This window comes from Variovorax raffinosi (assembly GCF_051216615.1).
Lineage (GTDB): Bacteria > Pseudomonadota > Gammaproteobacteria > Burkholderiales > Burkholderiaceae_C > Variovorax.
On record NZ_JBPJZR010000005.1, the window covers coordinates 309,339 to 331,277 of the forward strand.

Annotated in this window: 20 protein-coding genes; 6 read left to right on the forward strand and 14 right to left on the reverse strand. The window is 67.1% G+C overall.

Annotated features, from left to right (window positions below; all coding sequences use genetic code 11):
- Nucleotide 1 precedes the first annotated feature (1 nt).
- The 3 genes from ACSFB7_RS17905 to ACSFB7_RS17915 all read right to left on the reverse strand — a co-directional run bounded on the left by ACSFB7_RS17905 (nucleotide 2) and on the right by ACSFB7_RS17915 (nucleotide 4,287).
- Nucleotides 2-1,498 (reverse strand): efflux transporter outer membrane subunit, encoded by a 1,497-nt coding sequence (locus tag ACSFB7_RS17905; RefSeq protein WP_435472426.1) that lies wholly within the window; start codon nucleotides 1,496-1,498, stop codon nucleotides 2-4.
- Between the two features lie 353 nt (nucleotides 1,499-1,851).
- Nucleotides 1,852-2,862, reverse strand: a complete 1,011-nt coding sequence (locus tag ACSFB7_RS17910) for an aldo/keto reductase (protein WP_435472428.1) — start codon at nucleotides 2,860-2,862, stop codon at nucleotides 1,852-1,854.
- An 84-nt stretch (nucleotides 2,863-2,946) separates the two neighbouring features.
- Complete coding sequence (locus ACSFB7_RS17915; RefSeq protein ID WP_435472430.1) at nucleotides 2,947-4,287, reverse strand: YVTN family beta-propeller repeat protein; 1,341 nt, start codon at nucleotides 4,285-4,287, stop codon at nucleotides 2,947-2,949.
- A gap of 15 nt (nucleotides 4,288-4,302) precedes the next feature.
- On the opposite strand from ACSFB7_RS17915, the gene ACSFB7_RS17920 reads away from it, so the two are divergent.
- From ACSFB7_RS17920 to ACSFB7_RS17930, 3 genes are read left to right on the forward strand one after another with little or no spacing between them, the layout of a single operon-like run.
- Complete coding sequence (locus tag ACSFB7_RS17920; RefSeq protein WP_435472432.1) at nucleotides 4,303-4,428, forward strand: hypothetical protein; 126 nt, start codon at nucleotides 4,303-4,305, stop codon at nucleotides 4,426-4,428.
- On the forward strand, nucleotides 4,425-4,991 hold the full coding sequence (locus ACSFB7_RS17925) for a sigma-70 family RNA polymerase sigma factor (protein ID WP_435472434.1): 567 nt from the start codon (nucleotides 4,425-4,427) through the stop codon (nucleotides 4,989-4,991). The genes ACSFB7_RS17920 and ACSFB7_RS17925 overlap by 4 nt, the downstream gene beginning before the upstream one ends.
- The gene (locus ACSFB7_RS17930) at nucleotides 4,978-5,655 is read left to right on the forward strand and encodes an anti-sigma factor family protein (protein WP_435472436.1); all 678 of its coding nucleotides are present in this window, start codon (nucleotides 4,978-4,980) and stop codon (nucleotides 5,653-5,655) included. The genes ACSFB7_RS17925 and ACSFB7_RS17930 overlap by 14 nt, the downstream gene beginning before the upstream one ends.
- 22 nt (nucleotides 5,656-5,677) lie before the next feature.
- Here ACSFB7_RS17930 and ACSFB7_RS17935 read toward each other — a convergent pair whose 3' ends face one another.
- The 9 genes from ACSFB7_RS17935 to ACSFB7_RS17975 form a co-directional block, all read right to left on the reverse strand.
- A complete protein-coding gene (locus tag ACSFB7_RS17935) occupies nucleotides 5,678-6,919 on the reverse strand; it encodes an MFS transporter (RefSeq protein ID WP_435472438.1) in 1,242 nt (413 codons plus the stop codon).
- Between the two features lie 133 nt (nucleotides 6,920-7,052).
- Nucleotides 7,053-7,745: an urea ABC transporter ATP-binding subunit UrtE gene (gene urtE / locus ACSFB7_RS17940; protein ID WP_435472440.1), complete on the reverse strand. Its 693-nt coding sequence runs from the start codon at nucleotides 7,743-7,745 to the stop codon at nucleotides 7,053-7,055.
- A gap of 531 nt (nucleotides 7,746-8,276) precedes the next feature.
- Nucleotides 8,277-9,155, reverse strand: coding sequence for an urea ABC transporter ATP-binding protein UrtD (gene urtD, locus ACSFB7_RS17945; protein ID WP_435472442.1), 879 nt, complete (start codon nucleotides 9,153-9,155; stop codon nucleotides 8,277-8,279).
- Nucleotides 9,152-10,372, reverse strand: coding sequence for an urea ABC transporter permease subunit UrtC (gene urtC / locus ACSFB7_RS17950; RefSeq protein ID WP_435472444.1), 1,221 nt, complete (start codon nucleotides 10,370-10,372; stop codon nucleotides 9,152-9,154). Before urtC ends, urtD begins: the two co-directional genes overlap by 4 nt.
- Nucleotides 10,369-11,916: an urea ABC transporter permease subunit UrtB gene (gene urtB / locus ACSFB7_RS17955; RefSeq protein WP_435472446.1), complete on the reverse strand. Its 1,548-nt coding sequence runs from the start codon at nucleotides 11,914-11,916 to the stop codon at nucleotides 10,369-10,371. Before urtB ends, urtC begins: the two co-directional genes overlap by 4 nt.
- A gap of 192 nt (nucleotides 11,917-12,108) precedes the next feature.
- Complete coding sequence (gene urtA, locus ACSFB7_RS17960) at nucleotides 12,109-13,377, reverse strand: urea ABC transporter substrate-binding protein (RefSeq protein ID WP_093238358.1); 1,269 nt, start codon at nucleotides 13,375-13,377, stop codon at nucleotides 12,109-12,111.
- Between the two features lie 117 nt (nucleotides 13,378-13,494).
- Entirely contained in the window at nucleotides 13,495-13,827 is a 333-nt protein-coding gene (locus tag ACSFB7_RS17965) for a nucleotide pyrophosphohydrolase (protein WP_435472448.1), read from the reverse strand.
- Nucleotides 13,828-13,885: 58 nt separating this feature from the next.
- Entirely contained in the window at nucleotides 13,886-15,361 is a 1,476-nt protein-coding gene (locus ACSFB7_RS17970; protein WP_435472450.1) for an MFS transporter, read from the reverse strand.
- A 76-nt stretch (nucleotides 15,362-15,437) separates the two neighbouring features.
- The gene (locus ACSFB7_RS17975; protein WP_435472452.1) at nucleotides 15,438-15,833 is read right to left on the reverse strand and encodes a nuclear transport factor 2 family protein; all 396 of its coding nucleotides are present in this window, start codon (nucleotides 15,831-15,833) and stop codon (nucleotides 15,438-15,440) included.
- Nucleotides 15,834-15,950: 117 nt separating this feature from the next.
- On the opposite strand from ACSFB7_RS17975, the gene ACSFB7_RS17980 reads away from it, so the two are divergent.
- A complete protein-coding gene (locus ACSFB7_RS17980; RefSeq protein ID WP_435472454.1) occupies nucleotides 15,951-16,877 on the forward strand; it encodes an AraC family transcriptional regulator in 927 nt (308 codons plus the stop codon).
- 15 nt (nucleotides 16,878-16,892) lie between these two features.
- Here ACSFB7_RS17980 and ACSFB7_RS17985 read toward each other — a convergent pair whose 3' ends face one another.
- On the reverse strand, nucleotides 16,893-17,945 hold the full coding sequence (locus ACSFB7_RS17985; protein ID WP_435472455.1) for an extracellular catalytic domain type 1 short-chain-length polyhydroxyalkanoate depolymerase: 1,053 nt from the start codon (nucleotides 17,943-17,945) through the stop codon (nucleotides 16,893-16,895).
- 48 nt (nucleotides 17,946-17,993) lie between these two features.
- Nucleotides 17,994-18,914 carry a polyphosphate kinase 2 gene (ppk2, locus tag ACSFB7_RS17990; RefSeq protein WP_435472457.1) on the reverse strand — a complete coding sequence of 307 codons (921 nt, stop codon included), beginning with the start codon at nucleotides 18,912-18,914 and terminating at the stop codon, nucleotides 17,994-17,996.
- 158 nt (nucleotides 18,915-19,072) lie between these two features.
- On the opposite strand from ppk2, the gene ACSFB7_RS17995 reads away from it, so the two are divergent.
- Complete coding sequence (locus ACSFB7_RS17995) at nucleotides 19,073-20,707, forward strand: inorganic phosphate transporter (RefSeq protein WP_435472459.1); 1,635 nt, start codon at nucleotides 19,073-19,075, stop codon at nucleotides 20,705-20,707.
- A gap of 107 nt (nucleotides 20,708-20,814) precedes the next feature.
- The gene (locus tag ACSFB7_RS18000; protein ID WP_435472461.1) at nucleotides 20,815-21,864 is read left to right on the forward strand and encodes a transporter; all 1,050 of its coding nucleotides are present in this window, start codon (nucleotides 20,815-20,817) and stop codon (nucleotides 21,862-21,864) included.
- Nucleotides 21,865-21,939: the final 75 nt, after the last annotated feature.

Here is a 21,939-nt window from a genome sequence, read left to right on the forward strand (position 1 = left end):
ATCAATTCCCGGAAGTCGTTTCTGCAGCGGTCCAGCCGCCGCCCGTGGCCGCGATGAGCGCGACGCTGGCGGCCAGCTGGCGGCCCAGCACCTGCGCGGCCGTGCGCTGGTTGGTGAGCGAAAGCTGCTGCGCGGTCACCACGCTCAGGTAGGTGGCGGTGCCGGCGCGGTACTGGCTCAGGGCCATGCGCTCGGCGAGTTGTGCGGCGCGCACGGCGTCGGCCTGCAGGCCGGATTCGCTGTCGAGCACGCGCAGCGTGGCGAGGTTGTCCTCGACCTGCTGGAAGCCCGCGAGCACGGTCTGCTTGTATTGAGCGACCGACACGTCGTAGGCGGCCACGGCCTGGTCGCTGTGCGCCTTGCGCAGGCCACCGTCGAACACGGTCTGCGCCAGCGCAGCGCCGAGCGACCACACGCGGCTGGGCGTGTTGAAGAGCGACGCCAGGTTGCCGGCGCTGAAGCCGCCGGTGGCGCTGAGCACGATCTGCGGAAAGTACGCGGCCTTGGCCACGCCGATGTTGGCGTTGGCGGCCTGCACGCGGCGCTCGGCGCCCGCGATGTCGGGGCGGCGTTCAAGCAGCTCCGAAGGCAGGCCCGTGGGCGTGACCGGCAGTTGCACATGCAGGGCTGCGGCCGAGGACAGCGATTCGGCCGTCGGTGGCTGCGCGGCCGAGGCCGAGTCCAGCGGCGGCAGCGAGAACGACGCGGGCGCCTGCCCGGTCAGCACCGCGATCGCATGTTCGAGCAGGCTGCGCTGCGCTTCGAGGTCCACCGCCTGCGCCTGCGCGGTCTTGAGCTGGCTCTCGGCCAGCGCCACGTCGGAGCGCAGCACGGTGCCGGCCGCGTACTGGTGCTGCGTGAGTTCGAGCGCCTTGGCGTAGGCGGCGGTGGTGCTGGCGTACAGGTCGCGCTGCAGGTCGATCACGCGCACCTGCAGGTAGTCTTGTGCGAGCGTGGTCTGGATGCTGAGCCGGGCGCCGGCCAGGTCGTCGGCGCTGGCCTGCTGGCTGGCGGTGCCGGCCTCGACCGAACGGCGCACGGCGCCCCACAGGTCGGGCTCCCAGCTTGCGCTCAGGCCCAGGGTGTCGGTGGTGCCGAGCTTGACGGTGCCAGTGCTGTTGCCTTGAGCGCGCGTTGCGCCGGCGTTGAGGCCCACGGAGGGAAAGAAGTTGGCGCGCGCTGCCGCGGTGATGGCCTGCGCCTCGCGGTACTGGGCCTCGGCCTGCCGGATGTTCTGGTTGGCTGCATTGGCCTGCACGATCAAGGCGCTGAGCGTGCTGTCGCCATAGACCGACCACCACGGGTGATCGGCGTCGATGACCTGCGGCGTGGCGGTCTTCCAGGGGCCGCCGGTTTCCTTGTAGGCGGTCGGGACGTCCATCTGCGGCCGGACGTAGTCGGGACCGACGGCGCAGCCCGCGAGGAGCAAGGTGGCGAGCGCAATGGCTGTCGGCGCGAGCGCCCTGCGCGAAGGGAGGTTGGCGGAAGAGAGAACCATGATGGGCCCACTCTAGGAACCCTGCTCAAACCCCTCGCTGTCGACTAACTGACAGTTCTGACAGTTTCGGTTTTGCGCCCTCCGGTTTTTTGCTCCCTCCCCTTCCGGGGGAGGGTTGGGGTGGGGGCACAGCGGCGCCCGGAAAAGCTCGGCGCTTGTTTCCAGGCCTGCCCCCATCCCAGCCTTCCCCCGGAAGGGGAAGGAGCAAGACAGGTTCGGTTTTTCTCCCTCCCCCGCTGGGGGAGGGTTGGGGTGGGGGCACGGCGGCGCCTAGAAAAGCGCGGCGCTTGTTCCCAGGCCTGCCCCCATCCCAGCCTTCCCCCAAAGGGGGAAGGAGCAAGACCAAGACACGCTCAGCGCGGCGCGTCGCCCTTGCGGTACTCGGCGGTCAGCTCATCCAGCTTCTGCTTCAGCGCCGGATCGATCGTGTACTCCGCCGCCGCAATGGTCGCATCGAGCTGCTCGGGCCGGCTCGCCCCCAGCAGCGGCGCGGTGATCAGCGGATTGGCCATCACCCACGCCACCGCCAGCGTCGCCAGCGGCACGCCAGCTTCATCGGCCAGCTTGTGCAGTTGCGTCACGGTGTTGAAGCTGCGCTCGTTCCAATAGCGGTCCTGGTACATGTTGCCGGCCGTGCCGAGCGTGAAGCGCGTGTTGTCCTCGGGCTTGGCGCCGGCCTTGTACTTGCCGGTCAGCAGGCCGCCGGCCAGCGGGTTGTAGGGAATCACGCCCAGGCCTTCTTCGCTCGCCAGCGGCAGCAGCTCGCGCTCGATCTCGCGGAACAGCAGGCTGTAGCGCGGCTGCACCGACACATAACGCGTGAGCTTGTGCAGCTCTGACTTGCCGAGCGCGCGGGCCAGCCGGTACGCCAGGAAGTTGGACACGCCGATGTAGCGCGCACGCCCCGACCTCACGATGATGTCGAGCGCCTCCAGGCTTTCTTCGAGCGCCGTCTCGCGGTCGTCCATGTGCAACTGGTACAGGTCGACGTGATCGGTCTTCAGCCTCTTGAGAGAAAGGTCGATGGCATCGAGCAGATGCTTGCGCGACGCGCCCTGGTCCCAGGGGTTGGGGCCGACCTTGTTGACCGCCTTGGTGGCGACGACAAAGCGGCGGCGGCCGACCGGGCCCTGCTTTTGCAGCCAGTTGCCGATGATCTCTTCGGTGCGGCCGGTGGTCTCGACGGTGCCGCCCAGCGGGTACACGTCGGCGGTGTCGAGAAAGTTGATGCCGGCGTCGGCCGCCTTGTCGAGGATCTGGTGCGACACCGTCTCGTCGGTCTGCAGGCCGAAGGTCATGGTGCCGAGGGCAAGGCGGGACACGGTCAGGCCGGTGCGGCCGAGCCGCGTGGTGGGAATGCTCATGGGGTTGGCTCCTGGAAAGCGGATGGGCCGTGCACGCGCGCGGCTCGCCGAACCATCATAGACATCGCACCGAAACCGCGCCGGTCAGGGTGCAATGACCGTCACGCGGGCCGTCATGTAAGGGTGCACCGTGCAGGCGTAGTCGTAGGTGCCCGGCTTGTCGAAGCTGCGCGCGAAAGACTTGCCCGGCAGCATCAGGTCGATACCCGTGGAGCCGTCCTTGAAGACCAGGCCGTGCGGGGCGCCGTCATCGTTTTGCCATGTGACGCTCTGGCCGGCCTTGACGGTGATCTGCGCGGGCTCGAAGGCGAAGTTGCGAATCGCCACCTGCGTGGAGCCAGTGGCGTGCGTGGAGTCGACAACTTGCGTGGCTCCGACCACTTGCGTGGCCCCGGCAGCATGCGTGGAGCCGGCAGCATGCATGGCGTGCGCGGCCCCCGCCGCTGCCGCTGCCGTCGTCGAGACACGCTGCACAGCGATCTTGCGCGGCGCATTGCCCACGGCCACGGTGTGCATCGGGCCACCGGCCAGATCGACCACGCTCACATCGTTGGAGCCTTCATTGCTCACCCACAGCTTCTTGCCATCGGCCGACAGGTCGAGCCAGTGCGGCTGCTTGCCCACGCCGATGCTGCGCACCGCCGTGCGCGCGGCCGGGTCGAACAGCATGACCTCGCCGGGCCCCTGCACCACCACCACGCCGCTCGCCATGCCGGCGAAGTGTTGCGCGATGTGCGGCGAGACGCCCGTGGGAATCGGCGCGCCCCACTGGTTGGTCGCCGCATCGAGCACCTGCACGGCGGGCACGCCCGCCAGCGTGAGGTACAGCGCCTTGCCGTCGTGGCCGAACTCCAGGTCGCGCGGCGCCTTGTCGAGCGGCAGCTCGGTGACCACCTTGCGCGCCGCCAGGTCGACGACCACGAGCGCGAAGTGCCCCGGCTCCTGCGACGCGACGTACGCCAGCCGGCCGTCGGGCCGCACGGCGATGGTGTGCGGCTTGGGCACGGGCACGGTGGCGCTCACGGCATGCGTCGCCGTGTCGACGAGGGCCATGCGGTCGTCGCCATTGACCGCGACCAGCAGCCACTTGCCATCGGGCGTCAGCGCCAGGCCTTGGGGCCCCTTGCCCACGTCGATGCTGCGCGCAATGCGGTCGGTGGCGGCATCGATCTCGCTCACCGCCGAAGCGCTGGAGCCGCTGACGTACACGGCACGGCCGTTGGCGGAAACGACGATTCCGTCCGGCCCTGCCGCGACTGGGATGGTGGCGACGACAGCTTCGCTGCCGGTGTCGATCACGCTGACCGTGCTGTCCTTGAAGTTGCCTACATAGGCCTTGGGACCGGCTGCGGAAGCGGTGGCGGCGGAGGCGGCAAGGGCCGCGAGAACAATGAGGAAGCGGGTGAATCGGGGAATGGCGGTCATGGTGAAGAACTCCTGATGAAGAGCAGAATCGACACAGGGCATGACGCATGGCGTGCCTTTCTTATTCCCGACAGGTCTTTGAAAAAAGTCGGGAATAAAACGCCGGGCCGCCACGTCATGCAGGAAGAAGAAGCCCATTGACCGACCGCACACGCCAGTTCGAAGCCGCCGCGCTGCCGCATCTCGATGCGGCGTGGAACCTTGCGCGCTGGTTGTTGCGTGACGACCAGCTCGCCGACGACGCGGTGCAGGAGGCGTACCTGCGCGCGTTCCGTTTCTTCGAAGGACTGCGCGGCGAAAGCGCGCGGCCGTGGCTGCTCGGCATCGTGCGCAATGCCTGCTACGACTGGATGCGGCAGAACCGGCAACTGGCCGATCAGGTGGAGTTCGATGAGCTGCGCGACAGCGAGTCCGCGGCCGCGCCAGCTTCGGCGGATGCGGGTGATCCGGCGCAGCTGTGGGAGCAGCGCGCGCAGGGCGAGCGCGTCAACGCGGCCATCGACGCATTGCCGCCGGTGTACCGCGAAGTCATCGTGCTGCGCGAACTGGAAGAGATGCGCTACGAAGACATCGCGCGCATCGTGGGCGTGCCGCTGGGCACGGTGATGTCGCGCCTGTCGCGGGCGCGGGCCTTGTTGCGCGACAGCCTGCGCGCGGAACGCCCCGGCGACGCTGGAGAAAGGACACACCATGCAGGTTTCTGACGATGAACTGGGGCCGCTGATCCGTCGCCATGCGGTGCGGCATGCGCCGCCCGAGGGGCTGGCGGAGCGCATCCGCCAGTCGGTGCGGGCCGAGGCGGCTGCTGCACCACAAGCGCCGACGCGAAAGCAGCGCGATTGGTGGAAGGGACTGGCATGGTTCGGCACGGGTGCTGCGACGGCGTGGGGCCTTGCGCTGGTTCTGCTGGCGAGCCCGTTGCCGCCGCAAGACGCGCTGGCCGAGGCGGTCACGGGCAACCATGTGCGCTCGTTGATGGCCTCGCATCTGGCCGATGTGGCTTCGTCCGACCAGCACACGGTGAAGCCGTGGTTTGCGGGCAAGCTCGATTTCTCGCCGCCCGTGGTCGATCTGGTGGCCGATGGCTTTCCGCTGACGGGCGGCCGGCTCGACTATCTCGATGGGCGCACCGTGGCCGCGCTGGTGTACCGATCAGGCCCGCACGTCATCAATCTTTTTTACTGGCCAGCGGCAGCGGATGCGAAGCCGGCAGCACCGGCGTTCTCCACAAGGCAGGGCTACCAGCTCATCCATTGGACCCAGGGCGGCATGCAGGCCTGGGCCGTGTCGGACCTGAATGCGGCGGAGCTGCAGAACTTTGCGTCGCTGATGCGCGAGCGCACCGCACCGACCACCGCACGCCCTTAGCGAAGCACGACGCGAGCAGCGCTCAGCAGGGCACCGTGCCCGGCCGCCTCGCCTCGGCGCGCGCGCTAGCGATCGCCCAGCCGAACACGCCCATGCCCGCCAGTGCCAGCAAGGCACCGACCCAGCCGGTCGACGTCCAGCCCAGGCCCGCCGCAATGGCCACGCCGCCGAGCCACGCGCCCAACGCATTGGCCATGTTGAAGGCCGAGTGGTTGAGCGCGGCCGCCAGCGTCTGCGCGTCGCCGGCCACGTCCATCAGGCGGATCTGCAGCGCCGGGCCGATGGCGACGGTGGTGCCGATCAGGAAGACGTTGATGGCCGCCGTCACCACGTTGTGGGCCGCGAAGGTGAACATGGCGAGCACCAGCGCCGCATAGACCAGCAGGCCGCCGATGGTGCGCATCAGCGACTTGTCGGCCAGCCGCGCGCCGACGAGGTTGCCCATGACCATGCCCAGGCCGAACAGCGCAAGCACCAGGGGCACGCCACCGATCGGCAGGCCGGCCACTTCGACGAGCGTGGGCTTGATGTAGCTGAACACGGCGAACATGCCGCCGAAGCCGATGGCGCCGATGCCGAGCGTGAACCACACCTGCTTGCGCTTGAGCGCGCCGAGTTCGCGCCACGGGCTGGCGCCGTGTGCTGCGGCGATGTCGGGGATGTCGCGGCGCAGTAGTGCCACGGCGATCAGCGCGATGACGCCGACGAACACGAAGGCCGCGCGCCAGCCGAAGAACTGGCCGAGCCATGCGGCGATGGGCACGCCGACGAGCGTGGCGCCGGTGAGCCCCAGCATCACGAGGCCCACGGCGCGCGCGCGGCGCCCGGGTGGCGCGAGCGTAGCGGCCACGAGCGCGGCAACGCCGAAGTAGGTGCCGTGCGGCAGGCCCGTGGCAAAGCGCAGCAGGTTGAGCGACAGGTAGCCCGGCGCCATCGCGCTGGCGAAGTTGCCAGCGGCGAACACGGCCATGAGCGCAATCAGCAGTGCGCGCCGGCCCCAGCCGGCCGCAAGCACCGCGAGCACGGGTGCGCCGATGACCACGCCAAGCGCGTAGGCGCTGATGACGTGGCCCGCCTGCGGGATGCTGACGTCGATGTCCTTCGCGACCTCGGGCAGCAGGCCCATGATGACGAACTCGCCGGTGCCGATGGCAAAGCCGCCGACGCCGAGCGCGAGCACTGCCCGCAGGAAGTTTGGAGGCGAAGTCGGGGAAGGGGGAATGTTGGTGTCCGCGCTGTCCAGCGCGGGTGGGGAGGCGTTCAAGGCCAGGCTCCTGGGAGGGTGCCCGGCGGCGACGGGCAGAAGCGCGATTTTAGGGTAAACCCTGAAATCGCGCCTATACGCAGATGCCGATGGCCCGGTATCCGTATCGCCTTGCTGGCCCTCCCCGGCGGGTTCAGATGGCGACGAGCTGGCGCACGCCCTGCGCTTCCATGTCCTTGCCGAGGCCGCGCGCGATGACTTCGCCGCGCTCCATCACGAGGTAGTCGTCGGCCAGTTCTTGCGCGAAATCGTAGTACTGCTCGCACAGCACGATGGCCATGTCGCCACGGTCGGCGAGCATGCGGATGACACGGCCGATGTCCTTGATGATGCTGGGCTGGATGCCTTCTGTGGGCTCGTCGAGGATCAAGAGTCTGGGCTTGGGTGCGAGGGCGCGGGCGATGGCGAGTTGCTGTTGCTGGCCGCCGGAGAGGTCACCGCCTCTTCTGTTGATCATCTGCTTGAGCACAGGGAACAGCTCGAACAGCTCTGCGGGAATGGGCGTGCTGCCGCTCTTGTAGGCCAGGCCCATGCGCAGGTTTTCTTCTACTGTGAGCCTTGCGAAGATCTCTCGGCCTTGCGGGACGAAGCCTATGCCGGCTCTTGCCCTGTCGTAAGGGGTGGCCTTCTGGATCGGCTTGCCTTCGAGTTCTATGCTGCCACTCTTGATGGGGACGAGGCCCATCAGTGATTTCAGCAGCGTGGTCTTGCCTACGCCGTTGCGGCCAAGCAGTACCGTGACCTTGCCCAGCGTTGCCTCGAAGCTCACGTCTCGCAGGATGTGAGAGCCGCCGTAGTACTGGTGGATGTTTTTTACTGTCAGCATTTGTTGGGCTCCTTCCTTTGTCTTTGGGGGGAGCGCCCGGTACACGGCACGGCGCAGTCAGCCCCGCTGTGCCGGCCCTTCGGGCTTCCCTGCGGTGCTCGCGTCTCGCGGGGTCTCGCAGAACTCGCTTCGCTCAAACAGCTGCGAGCCCTGATCCGCGAAACGCTGCGCTCCTCGGCGGCCCAGAGGGGCTGACTGCGCCGTACCGCGTACCGGGCGCTTGTCGTGACGTTGGTGCTGTCGGCCCTCACCCCAGCCCTCTCCCAGAGGGAGAGGGAGCAATTCGGGGGCATGGACTTTGCGGTGGAGGAATCGACAACCGCGCTGACCAAGGCGATGGGGGTTGAGCCCTCGGGTGGCCGTTGAGGCACCGCCGAGCAGCGGAGCGACGGGCGGATCAGGGCTCGCAGCTGTTTGAGCGAAGCGAGTTCTGCGAGACCCCGCCCGTCGTGAGCAGCGCAGGGGAGCCCGAAGGGCCGGTGACGTCGGCCGCCCGAGGGCTCAACCCCCATCGCCGCACCCCGAACAGAATCAGCGTCCAAGATAGACCTCGATCACGCGTTCGTCGGCCTGCACTTCGTCCAAAGTGCCCTGTGCCAGCACAGAGCCGTCGCACAGCACGGTGACGATCTCGGAGATGGTGCGGATGAAGCTCATGTCGTGCTCGACCACCATCAGCGAATGCTTGCCCTTGAGCGTGAGGAACAGCTCTGCCGTGCGCGCTGTTTCTTCATCGGTCATGCCGGCCACGGGCTCGTCGAGCAGCAGCAGCTTCGGGTCTTGCATCAGCAGCATTCCGATTTCGAGCCACTGCTTCTGGCCGTGGCTCAGGTTGCCTGCAAGGCGCGACACGCTGTCGGCCAGGTGGATGGTCTCCAGCACTTCGGCCAGCCTGTCGCTTTGTGCCGAGTCGAGCTTGAACAGCATCGACGCGCGCACACCCTTGTTGGTCTTGAGCGCGAGTTCGAGGTTCTCGAACACCGTCAGGTGCTCGAACACCGTCGGCTTCTGGAACTTGCGGCCGATGCCCAGTTGCGCAATGTCGGCCTCGCGATGGCGCAGCAGGTCGATGGTGCTGCCGAAGAACACGGTGCCCGAATCGGGCCGCGTCTTGCCGGTGATGATGTCCATCATCGTCGTCTTGCCCGCACCGTTCGGGCCGATGATGCAGCGCAGCTCGCCCGGCGCGATGTCGAGCGACAGCTTGTTGATGGCCTTGAAGCCATCGAAGCTCACGCTCACGTCTTCCAGGTACAGGATGCGGCCGTGCGTGATGTCGACCTCACCCGGCGTCGCGACGCGGCCGAAGCCGGCAGCGCGGCCACCGGACTCGGTGTTGCCGCTGCCATGCACAAGGCCGCTCGCGCGCGCCGCACGCTCGGCGCCGGCTTCCATCAGGTCGGGCGTCATGCGCGGGCTCCCTTCGCATCCACCGGCAACGAGGCCAGTGCATCCGGCTCCATGCCCTGCTCGGTTGCCACGGCGCGTCGTGCCTCCTGCACCGCTTCAGCAGCGGGCGTGGCCTTCTTCTCGCGCGACAACCATTTGCGCACCAACCCCACGATGCCGTTCGGCAGGAACAGCGTGACAGCAATGAACAACGCACCCAGAAAGTACAGCCAGTACTCGGGGTACGCCACGGTGAGCCAGCTCTTGGCGCCGTTGACGATGAAGGCGCCGATGATCGGACCGATCAGCGTGGCGCGTCCGCCCACCGCCGCCCAGATCGCGATCTCGATGGAGTTGGCCGCGCTCATCTCGCCCGGGTTGATGATGCCGACCTGCGGCACGTACAACGCACCGGCCACGCCGCACATCACGGCCGAGATCACCCAGATCGTGAGCTTGTAGGGCAGCGGGTTGTAGCCCGAGAACATCACGCGCGTTTCGGCGTCGCGAATGGCCTGCAGCACGCGGCCGAACTTGCTGCCGATGAGCCACTTGGCGAACAGGAAGAAGCCGAGCAGCGTGAGGCCGGTGAGCGCGAACAGCGTCATGCGCATTTCTTGCGTGGCGATCGGAATGTTCAGGATGCGCTTGAAGTCGGTAAAGCCGTTGTTGCCGCCGAAGCCCGTCTCGTTGCGAAAGAACAGCAGCATCGCGGCGAAGGTCATGGCCTGCGTGATGATGGAGAAATACACGCCCTTGATGCGCGAGCGGAAGGCGAAGAAGCCGAACACGAAGGCGATGAAGCCGGGCACCGCGACGATCAGCACCAGCGTCATCACGAAGCTGTCGCTGAAGGTCCAGTGCCAGGGCAGCGTCTTCCAGTCGAGGAACACCATGAAGTCGGGCAGGTCGCTCTTGTAGTTGCCATCGCGGCCGATCTGGCGCATGAGGTACATGCCCATCATGTAGCCGCCGAGCGCGAAGAACAGGCCGTGGCCCAGCGAAAGGATGCCGGTGTAGCCCCAGATCAGGTCCATGGCCAGCGCGCAGATGGCGTAGCACATGATCTTGCCGACCAGCGCCACGGCGTAGTCGCTCATGTGCAGCGGGCTGTCTACCGGCACCCACATGTTGAGCACGGGCGCGACTGCACACACCACGATCAGCGCGATGAAAAAGGCCGTCCAGCCCTTGCCGCTCAGCAGCGGCCCCTTGGTTGGTAACGTGACCTTGCTCATGCCTCTGCGCTCCGGCCCTTCATCGCGAAGATGCCCTGTGGTCTCTTCTGGATGAAGATGATGATGAAGACAAGCACCGCGATCTTGGCGAGCACCGCGCCCGCCCAGCCTTCGATGAACTTGTTGAGAATGCCCAGCCCCAGCGCCGCATACACGGTGCCCGCGAGCTGGCCGACGCCGCCCATCACGACCACCATGAAGCTGTCGACGATGTAGCTCTGGCCGAGGTCAGGGCCGACGTTGCCGATCTGGCTCAGCGCGCAGCCGGCCAGGCCCGCGATGCCGGAGCCGAGCGCGAAGGCGTAGGTGTCGATGCGCGCGGTGTTCACGCCCATGCACGAGGCGATCGGGCGGTTCTGCGTGACGCCGCGCACAAAGAGGCCCAGGCGCGTCTTGCCGATGAGCCAGCCCATGGCCAGCAACACCAGCGCCGCGAAGATGATGATGCAGATGCGGTTCCACGGCAGCGTGACGTTGCTCAGCATGGTGAAGCCGCCGCTCATCCAGCCGGGGTTTTCGACGCCGACGTTCTGCGCGCCGAACAGCGTGCGCACCAGTTGCTGCAGCATCAGGCTGATGCCCCAGGTGGCGAGCAGGGTTTCGAGCGGGCGGCCGTACAGGAAGCGGATCACGCCGCGTTCCAGCACCGCACCCACCAGCGCCGATGCGAGGAAGGACACGGGGATCGCAGCCACCAGATACCAGCCGAAGGCCGCCTCGGGCATGTACTTCTGGAAGATGCCCTGCATCACGTAGGTGGCGTAGGCGCCGATCATCATCAGCTCGCCGTGCGCCATGTTGATGACGCCCATCAGGCCGTAGGTGATGGCCAGGCCCAGCGCGGCGAGCAGCAGCACCGAGCCCAGGCTGATGCCGCTGAAGATGGCGTTGATGCGGTCGCCCCAGACCAGCGAGCCGTCGATGCTGGCGATGGACGCGACGATGGCAGCCTTGACGTCGGCTTCGGTTTCGTCGGCCAGGCGCTGGTTGAGCAGCAGCTTGGTGTCGGGGTTGCGGTTGTTGCCCAGCTCCTTGGCCGCCACGAGGCGCTTGGCCTTGTCGGCGCTGGTGAGCATGCCGGCGGCGCGCACGAGTTCGAGCTGCGCCTTGATCTTGGGGTTGGTCTCGGCGGCCAGCGCCTTCTCGACCATGGGAATGCGCGATTCGTCGGGGTCCTTGAAGAGCGCCTGTGCGGCTTCGGCGCGCACGGTGTCGTCTTTGCTCGTGAGCTTGAGCGCGGCTTGCGCGGCATCGAGCGCGCCGCGCATGAGGTTGTTGTTGACGACGTCTTCGGCGGTGTCTGGCACCTTCAACTCGGCGCCGGTGACGGGGTCGTAGCCTTTGTCGTCCTTCATCACGAAGACCTTGTCTTCGGTGTACTTGACCGCGTCGTCGGACATGGCCTGGATGAAGGCGGCGGTCTTGTCGTCGGCCGTGAGCACGGCCTTGTTGAGCGCGGCGATGCGGGCTTCGGATTCACCGGAGGCGATGGCCTTCGCTTCGTCGGCGGTCAGCGCGTGGGCGGCCGATGCCATGAGGAGCATGGCGGCGATTGCGCAGTGAAGGGTTCGTCGAAGCATCATGAATTCGTGTTGCCCCCTCTCCCCTTGGGGAGAGGGTTGGGGTGAGGGCCGGCGGCCTTCCAAAAGACACGGCGGCCAGATCGACCGCCGTTGCCCTCACCCCCGCCCTCTCCCCAAGGGGAGAGGGAGCAAGGCAAGGGAGTTGTCGAAGAGTTACATCGACTTGCCAGCCGGGTAATCCGGCTTCTTGTCATTGCCTTCGATGTACGGGCTCCAGGGCTTGGCCTTCACCGGGCCCGGCGTCTTCCACACCACGTTGAACTGCCCATCGGCCTTGATCTCGCCGATGAACACGCTCTTGTGCAGGTGGTGGTTCTTCTCGTCCATCTTCGAGACGATGCCCGAGGGGGCAGTGAAGGTCTGGCCGGCCATCGCTGCGATCACCTTGTCGGTGTCGGTGCTCTTGGCCTTCTCGACCGCCTGCTTCCACATGTGGATGCCGATCCAGGTGGCTTCCATCGGGTCGTTGGTCAGCGGCTTGTCCATGTGGCCGGGGATCTTCTTGGCCTTGGCGTACTCGCTCCACTCCTTGATGAACGCCGTGTTGGTCGGGTTCTTCAGGCTCATGAAGTAGTTCCAGGCGGCCAGGTGGCCGACCAGCGGCTTGGTGTCCACGCCGCGCAGTTCTTCTTCACCGACCGAGAAGGCGACGACCGGCACGTCCTTGGCCTTCAGGCCCGCGTTGCCGAGTTCCTTGTAGAAGGGCACGTTGGAGTCGCCGTTGATGGTCGAGACCACGGCCGTCTTGCCACCGGCCGAGAACTTCTTGATGTCGGCAACGATGGTCTGGTAGTCGCTGTGGCCGAAGGGCGTGTACTTCTCGTCGATGTCCTTGTCGGCCACGCCCTTGCTCTTGAGGTAGGCGCGCAGGATCTTGTTGGTGGTGCGGGGGTAGACGTAGTCGGTGCCCAGCAGCACCCAGCGCTTGGCACCGCCGCCTTCCTTGCTCATCAGGTAATCGACTGCGGGAATGGCTTGCTGATTGGGCGCGGCACCCGTGTAGAACACGTTCTTCGAGAGTTCTTCACCCTCGTACTGCACGGGGTAGAACAGCAGGCCGTTCATTTCCTCGACCACCGGCAGCACCGACTTGCGCGACACAGAGGTCCAGCAGCCGAAGATGACCGAGACCTTGTCCTGGCCGAGCAGCTGCTTGGTTTTTTCAGCGAACAGCGGCCAGTTGGAGGCCGGGTCGACCACCACGGGTTCGAGCTGCTTGCCCAGCACGCCGCCCTTCTTGTTGATGTCGTCGATGGCCATCAGCACCGTGTCTTTCAACACGGTTTCCGAAATGGCCATCGTGCCCGACAGCGAGTGCAGCACGCCGACCTTGATGGTGTCGGCAGCGAATGCAGGCGCAGCAGAAATGCTGGCCAGCGCGACGGCGGCGGTGAGCGCCTTGAGTGTGAAACGACGTTGCATGTGGACTCCTGCTCCGGGTGGGTTGAACCTTGTCGACAGCGCACGGCTGGCGATGGAGAGGAGTCTGCGGAATGCACCAGGAAGGGGAAATACGCCGGGTGGCGTACACGGAGGTACTCAGGCCAGCGGCGACTGCGGCGGCACCGGGTACTTGATCGCGTTCTGGAGCATCTTGCTTTTTGCCGCTTCGACGAGGTCGATGCCTAGCTTGTCGGCCAGTTGCAGCAGGTAGAGAAAGACATCGGCGATCTCGGTGCCGACCTCGGCGCGCTTCTCGGGCGAGAGCGACCGGCTCTGCGCCTCGGTCAGCCACTGGAAATGCTCCAGCAGCTCGGCCGCTTCCACAGAGAGCGCCGATGCGAGGTTCTTGGGCGAATGGAAGGGCTCCCAGTCGCGGGCCTTGGCGAACTCGCGCAGCGCCTGATTCAGTTGTTCCAGTCCGGTGTCCATGTCGCTCCTGCGCTCCTGCTGTGATGCGGGCAGGAGTTTGGCATGGCGACCGCTCGGCTCACCCTTGCGCGGAGGGTTGCTGGTTGCCTCGCCGGTGCAGCACCGCCACCACCAGCGCCGACACCATCAGGTAGATCAGCGCCACGCCGAACGCGGCCGAATAGCCGGCCGCATCCGTCGCGACGCCCAGCCGCCCATAGAACAGGATGCCGATCAGCGCGACGCCCAGCGCATTGCTCCCCTGCTGCACCATCGACAGCACACCCGAAGCCACGCCCGCGTGCTGCGGCGGCAGGCCGGCCAGCACGGTCGACACCAGCGGCGCCATCACCATGCCGAGCCCCGCGCCTTGCAACAGGAGCAGCGGCACCATCCACGCGACCACGTGCGTGTGCCCCGCCCAGCCAGCCACGTTGACAAACTGCAGCGCATGGCCCGCCGCCAGCACCAGGGCGCCGAGCGCGATGGGCGGCTTGCCGCCGAAGCGGCGTGCCATGCGCGCACCGGCCATCGAGGTGGCGAAGAAGCCGACCGCCAGTGACGTAAAGACGATGCCCGAGGTCATCGGGTCCAGCGCCAGCCCTTGCTGCAGATAGAGGGCCAGCACGAAGTACAGCGAGGCGTTGCCCACGTAGAAGGCCAGCGTGGTCAGCAGCCCCATCACGAAGCGGCCGTTCGCCAGCAAGGCAGGCGCCACCAGCGGCGCACCGCCGCGCGCGGCGAGCCGGCGCTGCTGGAAGGCGAACGCGGCCAGCAGGGGCAGCGCGGCGGCAAGGCACAGCCAGCTCCACAGCGGCCAGCCTTGCTGGCGGCCTTCCACCAGCGGCAGCACCACCGCGACCGATCCGGCAGCCACGAGCAGCATGCCGATCAGGTCGAGCTTGCTGTTGCCGCCGTTCGCCAGCGGCGGAATCACGCGCGGTGCGAGCACCAGCGCCAGCAGGCCGATGGGCACGTTGATGAGAAAGCAACTGCGCCAGCCGAGCCCCGCCAGATCCGCATGGATCAGCAGGCCTCCCACGAGCTGCCCCAGCGTGGCGCCGAGCCCCAGCGTGAGGCCGTAGGCCGCGAAGGCACGCACGCGGTCTTCGCCTGTGTAGGCCAGGCCGATCATCGCCAGCACCTGCGGTTGCAGCAGCGCGCCGGCCAGGCCCTGCAGCACGCGGGCCGCCACCAGCAGTTCGGCATTCGGTGCAAAGCCGCAGGCGGCCGACGCCAGCGTGAACAGCAGCAAGCCCAACATGAACATGCGGCGGCGGCCGAACATGTCGCCGAGCCGGCCGCCGGTGATCAGGCCGGCGGCGGTGGCCAGGCCGTAGCCGGCCACCACGAGCTGCAAGGTCGCGGTCCCGGCCTGCAGTTCATGCTGCATCGAGGGCAGCGCGACGTTGACGATGAAGAAGTCCAGCACCACCAGGAAGGTGCCGCTGAGCATGACCCACAGGCCGAGCCGTCCGGGCGCCGTCGCGCTCGCGCCCTTGCGGCCTGGGGAAGAAAGCGATGCGGCCGAAGCCGCAATGTTGGATTGCGTCATGAGGGGCTCGAGTGTTGGGTTGCGGGCGCATCGCGGCAATTACCCCGGAGGTCATGGCCGGACGTCGTTGAAGCATTCAGACGGCGGGCGTGGGCAGGATGAACTGGTAGTCGGTGGCGATGCGGCCGTCCTCCGACAGAACCAGAAACTCCAGCCCGAGCGCGGCCACGGGGCCACCGGCGGCCGGCACCATCTGCCAATGGAACATCACGCCGTTGTGCAGCGCCTGGGCGTCGCCCGTGGCGATGAAGCGAAAGCCGGCGTCGCGCACGTTCTTCTCGTGCGAGCTGGTAACGCGCTGCATCAGCGCCTCGTAGCCCTTGGCCTGCAGCATGCGCACGTAGTGCTCGCCTTCAGGCACCCAGAGGCGAGCGATGGCGTCGCGGCGCGCGGCGGCATCGGTTTCGTTCCAGACGGCGACGTAGCGGTCTGCGAGTTCGGCAAAGGTGGTGGTGTTGGTGATGGTGTTCATGGGGTCTGCTCCTGTGCGGTGAAAGAGTGAGCCTGCAGTTTCTGCCGCCAGCGATGGACAGTGAATGCCTGGAAAGCCGACAATCTTGTCCATTCGTCCACCGCCTCAGGAGCCTTCATGGACCCACTCGACGACGTTTTCGCCGCCATGCGCGTGCGCAGCGCGCTGTATGCCCGCCTCGAAGCCGGCGCACCCTGGGGGGTGAGCCTGGCCGGCGGAGAAAGCGCGCGCTTCGGCCTCGTGGTGCGCGGCGGCTGCCTGCTCGAAGTCGAGGGCGTGGACCAGCCCGTGGCGCTGGCCGCGGGCGACTGCTATGTGCTGGCGCACGGCACGCCTTATGTGCTGCGCGACCATCCGAACACGCCCACGGTGAGCTGCGCTTCGGTCGTGCGCGACCGCATCGGCGGCCTCGTGGAACTGGGTGGCACGGGCACGGCGGCCTCGGTGATCTGCGGCTGGTTCCACTTCGACCAGCGCGCCGCGCGGCCGCTGCTCGACCTGCTGCCGGTGCTGCTGCACGTGAAGATGGAACAGGCCCGCGCGCTCGCGCTGCAGGGCACGCTGCAACTGCTGGCGATGGAAACCGGCGAGCCGGGCCTGGGCTCCGGCCTGCTCGTGAGCCGGCTGGCCGACATCGTGTTCGTGCAGGCGGTGCGCGCCCATGTCGCGGCCCACGGCGAATCGCAGACGGGCTGGCTGGCCGCGCTGGCCGACGCGCGCATCGGCCCGGCCCTGCGCGCCATGCACAAGGACATGGCGCACGACTGGACGGTCGAATCGCTGGCCGCTGCCGCGAGCCTGTCGCGCTCGGCCTTCGCGCAGCGCTTTCGCGAGCGCGTGGGACAGGCGCCGCTGGAATACCTCACGCAGTGGCGCATGTTCAAGGCCGGCAACATGCTGGGCCAGGGCCACGCCGCCGTGGGCACGATTGCCGGCGCGGTGGGCTACGAATCGGAGGCCGCTTTCAGCAAGGCCTTCAAGCGCGAGAAAGGCATGGCGCCCGGTGCATGGCGCGCGGCCGCCCGCGAAACGGTAGCCGGGTAGCGGGCTGCTTCTTTCTCAGTCCCTGGTCGCTTTGGCCGCGTGCTTGAACTGCGCGGACGCAAAGGCCCAGGTCATGCGCGTGGCATCCGGCCCGGACGGGTCGCTGAACATCAGCCGCGCCGCGCCACCGCTCCATGAATGCCCCAGGCCCGCGATCTCGCACAGCATGACGACCGTGCGCCCCTTGCGCTTGAAGTCGGTCACGCGCATCGCACGGCGCTTGCCGCGCTGTGTGTCGCGCGACAGCCCCGGCCGCGCGCCCATGGCCGTGGCCCACACGGCCGCACTGCTGGCGGCATTGCTGGGCGCCACCACGGCGTCGGCATCGCCATGCAGCACCAGCATCGGCGGCAGGGTCGTGAAGACGGCCGCGGCACCCATGGCCTTGCCGACGGCGGTGACGGGCATCGGCGGCACGTTCTGGCCGCGCATGGCGCCGAGCGCGGTGGCCGATGACTTCGCAGCGCCCGGCGCCACGCCCGAATGCATGACGACCGCGCGAAAGCGGTTCGGGTAGCGCGTGGCCAGCAGGGCCGCCATGCTGGCGCCAGCCGACAGGCCCGCGACTGCCACGCGATCGCGGTCGACCGGATACAGCATGCAGGCCTGATCGACGGCGGCCATCAGCGTGGCGGCCTCGGCATCGGCCTTGCCTGAGCGGCGCTCGTACCAGTTCCAGCAGCCTTGCGGATGGGCCAGCCGGTCCTGTTCAGGGTAGAGCACCAGGAAGCGCTGGCGCACCGCCAGCGCGTTCATGCGCGTGCTGGCCGCGAAGTCGCGCCCGGTCTGGCCGCAGCCATGCAGCATGACCATGAGCGGCAGCTTCTCGCCGGGCTGCAGGTTCAGGTCGGCCGGACGAAACAGGTGATAGCCCCGCGCACCGCCCGCCCCCATCGCCATGCCGCTGAGCCAGTCGCCCTTGCCGGGCGGCGGTTTCATCCGCTTGGCGGCCGCGCGCTGGACCTGCCCCGCCACGCGCTTGCTGCTGCTCAGCGTGAGTTTGGTGAGCGCCTTCAGGTTGCGCTCGTAAGCGCGGGCAAAGACGGAAGCGGTGGAACGACGGGCCATGGCGCAGTGTGCAGGCAAAGCGCCGGGCGGCCAAACGGCCGCGAACCGTCAGTAGATCTCCGGCACGATCATGTTGACCGGCACGGGTTGGCGCAGGTAGTCGTCATGCCGCACGCGCGACGGCAACTCGACCGTTGGATGCGGCACTTCCTGATAGGGCAGTTGGCCCAGCAGGTGGCTGATGCAATTGAGGCGCGCCTTCTTCTTGTCGACCGCCTGCACCACCCACCACGGTGCTTCGGGGATGTGGGTGCGCTCCAGCATGGTCTCTTTCGCCTTGGTGTATTCCTCCCAGCGGCGGCGGCTTTCCAGGTCCATCGGACTCAGCTTCCACTGCTTGAGCGGATCGTGGATGCGGCCGAGAAAGCGCATGTGCTGCTCGTCGTCGGTGATGGAGAACCAGTACTTGATGAGCTTGATGCCCGAGCGCACCAGCATCTTCTCGAACTCGGGCACGGTGCGGAAGAACTCCTCGTACTCGTCGTCGCTGCAGAAACCCATGACGCGCTCGACGCCGGCGCGGTTGTACCAACTGCGGTCGAACAGCACCATTTCACCAGCGGCGGGCAGGTGCGCTGCATAGCGCTGGAAGTACCACTGCGTGCGCTCGCGGTCGTTGGGCGCAGGCAGCGCGGCCACGCGGGCCACGCGCGGGTTCAGCCGCTGCGTGATGCGCTTGATGACGCCGCCCTTGCCCGCCGCATCACGGCCCTCGAAAAGAATGACCACCTTCTGCTTGCTGTGCTGCACCCAGTCCTGCAGCTTGACCAGTTCGCCCTGCAGGCGGAACAGCTCCTTGAAGTAGGCCTGGCGGGCCGCCTTGTCGGCGGAGGTGGGGGCGGCGGGGTCGAGCCCGTCGATGTTGCGGTCCTCGATCTCCAGCTCGAGCTCTTCGTCGTAGCTGTCGATCAGGTCGCGGGCGATGCGTTGCATCAGGTCTTCGTGGTCTGGAAGTGCGCTCGTCAGCATGATGGAAAGGAAGGAGGTGGTGGGGGTCGGGAAAGGGCATGCTGCCCGCCGCATATGTCTGCCGCGTGACGCTTTACACACGGTTTCCGGCCTTCGACACGGCTTTGTCATATGCCGCGAACACCATCTGCAGCCACTCCAACACGAAAAACGCGCCCATGAACACGCTCGCCGCTCCCCACGCCGAGATACCGCCGGCGCCCGCCGCCGCGCACCGGCCCAAGCTCGATGCCAAGCCCGGCCCGATCACGCTGATCACCTTCGTGGGCCTGCTGGCCGCAGGCCTTCTGTTCACCGCCTGGAGCCTCGTGGGCGACGTCACCGCCTCGGGTGCGCCGGTCACGACCTGGGTTCCCTACATTCTTCTGGGCGTGGCGCTGCTGATTGCGCTGGGCTTCGAGTTCGTCAACGGCTTCCATGACACGGCCAACGCCGTGGCCACCGTCATCTATACCCACTCGCTGCCGCCCAACTTCGCGGTCGTGTGGTCGGGCTTCTTCAACTTCCTGGGCGTGCTCGTGTCCAGCGGCGCGGTGGCCTTCGGCATCATCGCGCTGCTGCCGGTCGAACTGATCCTGCAGGTGGGTTCGGGCGCGGGCTTCGCGATGGTGTTCGCGCTGCTGATCGCCGCCATCATCTGGAACCTGGGCACGTGGTGGCTCGGGTTGCCGGCTTCTTCTTCGCACACGCTGATCGGCTCGATCATCGGCGTGGGCGTGGCCAATGCGTTGATGCACGGGCGCGACGGCACCAGCGGTGTCGACTGGGCGCAGGCCACCAAGGTGGGTTATTCGCTGCTGCTGTCGCCGATGGTCGGCTTCGGCTGCGCCGCCCTGCTGCTGCTGGCGCTGCGCGCCTTCGTGAAGAACCGCGCACTGTATGAAGAGCCCAAGGGCAGCGAGCCGCCGCCGCTGTGGATTCGCGGCCTGCTGATCCTGACCTGCACCGGCGTGTCGTTCGCGCACGGCTCCAACGACGGGCAAAAGGGCATGGGCCTGATCATGCTGATCCTGGTGGGCACGGTGCCGATGGCCTATGCGCTGAACCGCGCGATGCCCGCCAACGAATCGATCAAGTTCGTGGCCGTGGCCGAGATGGCGCAGAACGCGCTGAACCGCAACGTGCCGACCTCGCTGCCCGCGCTGCAACCGGCGGCCGCGCGCGATGCACTCTCCACCTATGTGCGCACCCGCGAGTTCAATCCGTCGGTCGTGCCGGCACTGGCTGCCACCGCGGGCAGCATCGGCCAGCAGGTCAAGCAGCACGGCTCGCTGGCCGCCGTGCCGGCCGAGTCCGTCGCCAACGTGCGCAATGACATGTACCTGGCTTCCGAAGCCATCCGCCACCTCGACAAGAGCGGCGCCGCGAAGTTCGACGACGAAACCAAGCTGCGCGTCGGCGCCTTCCGCGAAGAGCTGGACACGGCGACGCGCTTCATTCCGCTGTGGGTCAAGATCGCGGTCGCCATCGCGCTCGGCCTGGGCACGATGATCGGCTGGAAGCGCATCGTGGTCACGGTGGGCGAGAAGATCGGCAAGACGCACCTGAGCTACGCGCAGGGCGCATCGGCCGAGGTGGTGGCGATGCTCACCATCGGCGCGGCCGACATGTACGGCCTGCCGGTGTCGACCACGCACGTGCTGTCGTCCGGCGTTGCCGGCACGATGACGGCCAGCGGCTCGGGCCTGCAGATGTCCACGCTGCGCAACCTCGCGCTGGCCTGGGTGCTCACGCTGCCGGTGGCGATGCTGCTGTCGGGTTCGCTCTACTGGCTGTTCAGCCGCCTGTTCTGACCCGTTTCCTCTGACCCGTTTCTTCTGACCCGTTTCTTCTGACCCGTTTCTTCTGACCCGTTTCTTCTGACCCGTTTCTTCTGACCTGTTTTTTTTGATCACGCACCTTGTCGGCATTTCATGACCTCGCGGCCCAGTCTTATGGCGGCGACGAAGCCGGACTGATTTCCGGTTACCTGTTCGACGCCTCGGCGCCGGAGCCCGCGCGGGCCATCGACTCCGCGCAGGCCGCGGCATGGCTGGCCGAGCGGCGCAGCAGCAGCGATGACGACGAGGGCGAGAACCCGGCCTATGTCTGGCTGCACTTCAACCTGAGCCATGCGCATGCGGAGCGCTGGCTCGTGCGGCACGCGAACCTGTCGGATACCTTCTACGAGACGCTGCACGAGGGACTGCCCTCCACGCGCATCGAGCGCGCCGATGATTCGCTGATCGCCGTCATCAACGACGTGCACTTCGAGTTCAGCTTCGAGCCGTCGGACATCTCCACCTTGTGGATCAGCGTGGGCCCGCGCCTCGTGGTCACGGCGCGCACCAAGCCGCTGCGTTCGGTCGATGCGCTGCGCACGGCGGTGAAGGCGGGCGACGCGCCGCGCTCGAGCACCGAGCTGCTCGAACACCTGCTGCGCGCGCAGGCCGATGTGCTGGTGAAGATCGTGCGCGGCGTCACCTCCCGCATCGACCGCATCGAAGACGAGTTGCTGGCGGGTCGCCTCGACCACAAGCGCGCGCGGCTGGGCGTGCTGCGGCGATTGCTGGTGCGGCTGCAGCGGCTGCTGGCGCCGGAACCCGCCGCCCTCTTTCGCCTGCTGCAAGGTCCGCCCGCGTGGATGGCCGAGCCCGACGTGCAGGAACTGCGCGGCTCGACGGAAGAGTTCTCGGTGGTGCTGCGCGACATGCAGGCACTGCAGGAGCGCATCAAGCTGCTGCAGGAAGAAATAGCAGCCAACGTCAACGAGGACAACAACCGCAGCCTGTTCGTGCTGACGGTGGTCACGGTGCTGGCGCTGCCCATCAACATCCTGGCCGGCCTGTTCGGCATGAACGTGGGCGGCATTCCGCTGGCGGACCACAAGCACGGCTTCTGGATCGTGGTGGCGATCGTGGCAACTTTCACTGCCGTGGCAGCCTGGGCGGCTTTTCGCAAAAAGCGCTAAGCCGCATGCAGCGGACCAGTAATGCTATTTATTTAGTAGCACCTTGCACAGCATCCATGCGCCCGCGTCGATATT

Excerpts from the sequence above, each read along its gene's own strand:
- ACSFB7_RS17905 (WP_435472426.1), bottom strand. The coding sequence starts at position 1,498 with ATGGTTCTCTCTTCCGCCAACCTCCCTTCGCGCAGGGCGCTCGCGCCG.
- ACSFB7_RS17910 (WP_435472428.1), bottom strand. The coding sequence starts at position 2,862 with ATGAGCATTCCCACCACGCGGCTCGGCCGCACCGGCCTGACCGTGTCC.
- ACSFB7_RS17915 (WP_435472430.1), bottom strand. The coding sequence starts at position 4,287 with ATGACCGCCATTCCCCGATTCACCCGCTTCCTCATTGTTCTCGCGGCC.
- ACSFB7_RS17920 (WP_435472432.1), top strand. The coding sequence starts at position 4,303 with ATGAAGAGCAGAATCGACACAGGGCATGACGCATGGCGTGCCTTTCTT.
- ACSFB7_RS17930 (WP_435472436.1), top strand. The coding sequence starts at position 4,978 with ATGCAGGTTTCTGACGATGAACTGGGGCCGCTGATCCGTCGCCATGCG.
- urtE (WP_435472440.1), bottom strand. The coding sequence starts at position 7,745 with ATGCTGACAGTAAAAAACATCCACCAGTACTACGGCGGCTCTCACATC.
- urtD (WP_435472442.1), bottom strand. The coding sequence starts at position 9,155 with ATGACGCCCGACCTGATGGAAGCCGGCGCCGAGCGTGCGGCGCGCGCG.
- urtC (WP_435472444.1), bottom strand. The coding sequence starts at position 10,372 with ATGAGCAAGGTCACGTTACCAACCAAGGGGCCGCTGCTGAGCGGCAAG.
- urtB (WP_435472446.1), bottom strand. The coding sequence starts at position 11,916 with ATGCTCCTCATGGCATCGGCCGCCCACGCGCTGACCGCCGACGAAGCG.
- urtA (WP_093238358.1), bottom strand. The coding sequence starts at position 13,377 with ATGCAACGTCGTTTCACACTCAAGGCGCTCACCGCCGCCGTCGCGCTG.
- ACSFB7_RS17965 (WP_435472448.1), bottom strand. The coding sequence starts at position 13,827 with ATGGACACCGGACTGGAACAACTGAATCAGGCGCTGCGCGAGTTCGCC.
- ACSFB7_RS17970 (WP_435472450.1), bottom strand. The coding sequence starts at position 15,361 with ATGACGCAATCCAACATTGCGGCTTCGGCCGCATCGCTTTCTTCCCCA.
- ACSFB7_RS17975 (WP_435472452.1), bottom strand. The coding sequence starts at position 15,833 with ATGAACACCATCACCAACACCACCACCTTTGCCGAACTCGCAGACCGC.
- ACSFB7_RS17980 (WP_435472454.1), top strand. The coding sequence starts at position 15,951 with ATGGACCCACTCGACGACGTTTTCGCCGCCATGCGCGTGCGCAGCGCG.
- ACSFB7_RS17985 (WP_435472455.1), bottom strand. The coding sequence starts at position 17,945 with ATGGCCCGTCGTTCCACCGCTTCCGTCTTTGCCCGCGCTTACGAGCGC.
- ppk2 (WP_435472457.1), bottom strand. The coding sequence starts at position 18,914 with ATGCTGACGAGCGCACTTCCAGACCACGAAGACCTGATGCAACGCATC.
- ACSFB7_RS17995 (WP_435472459.1), top strand. The coding sequence starts at position 19,073 with ATGAACACGCTCGCCGCTCCCCACGCCGAGATACCGCCGGCGCCCGCC.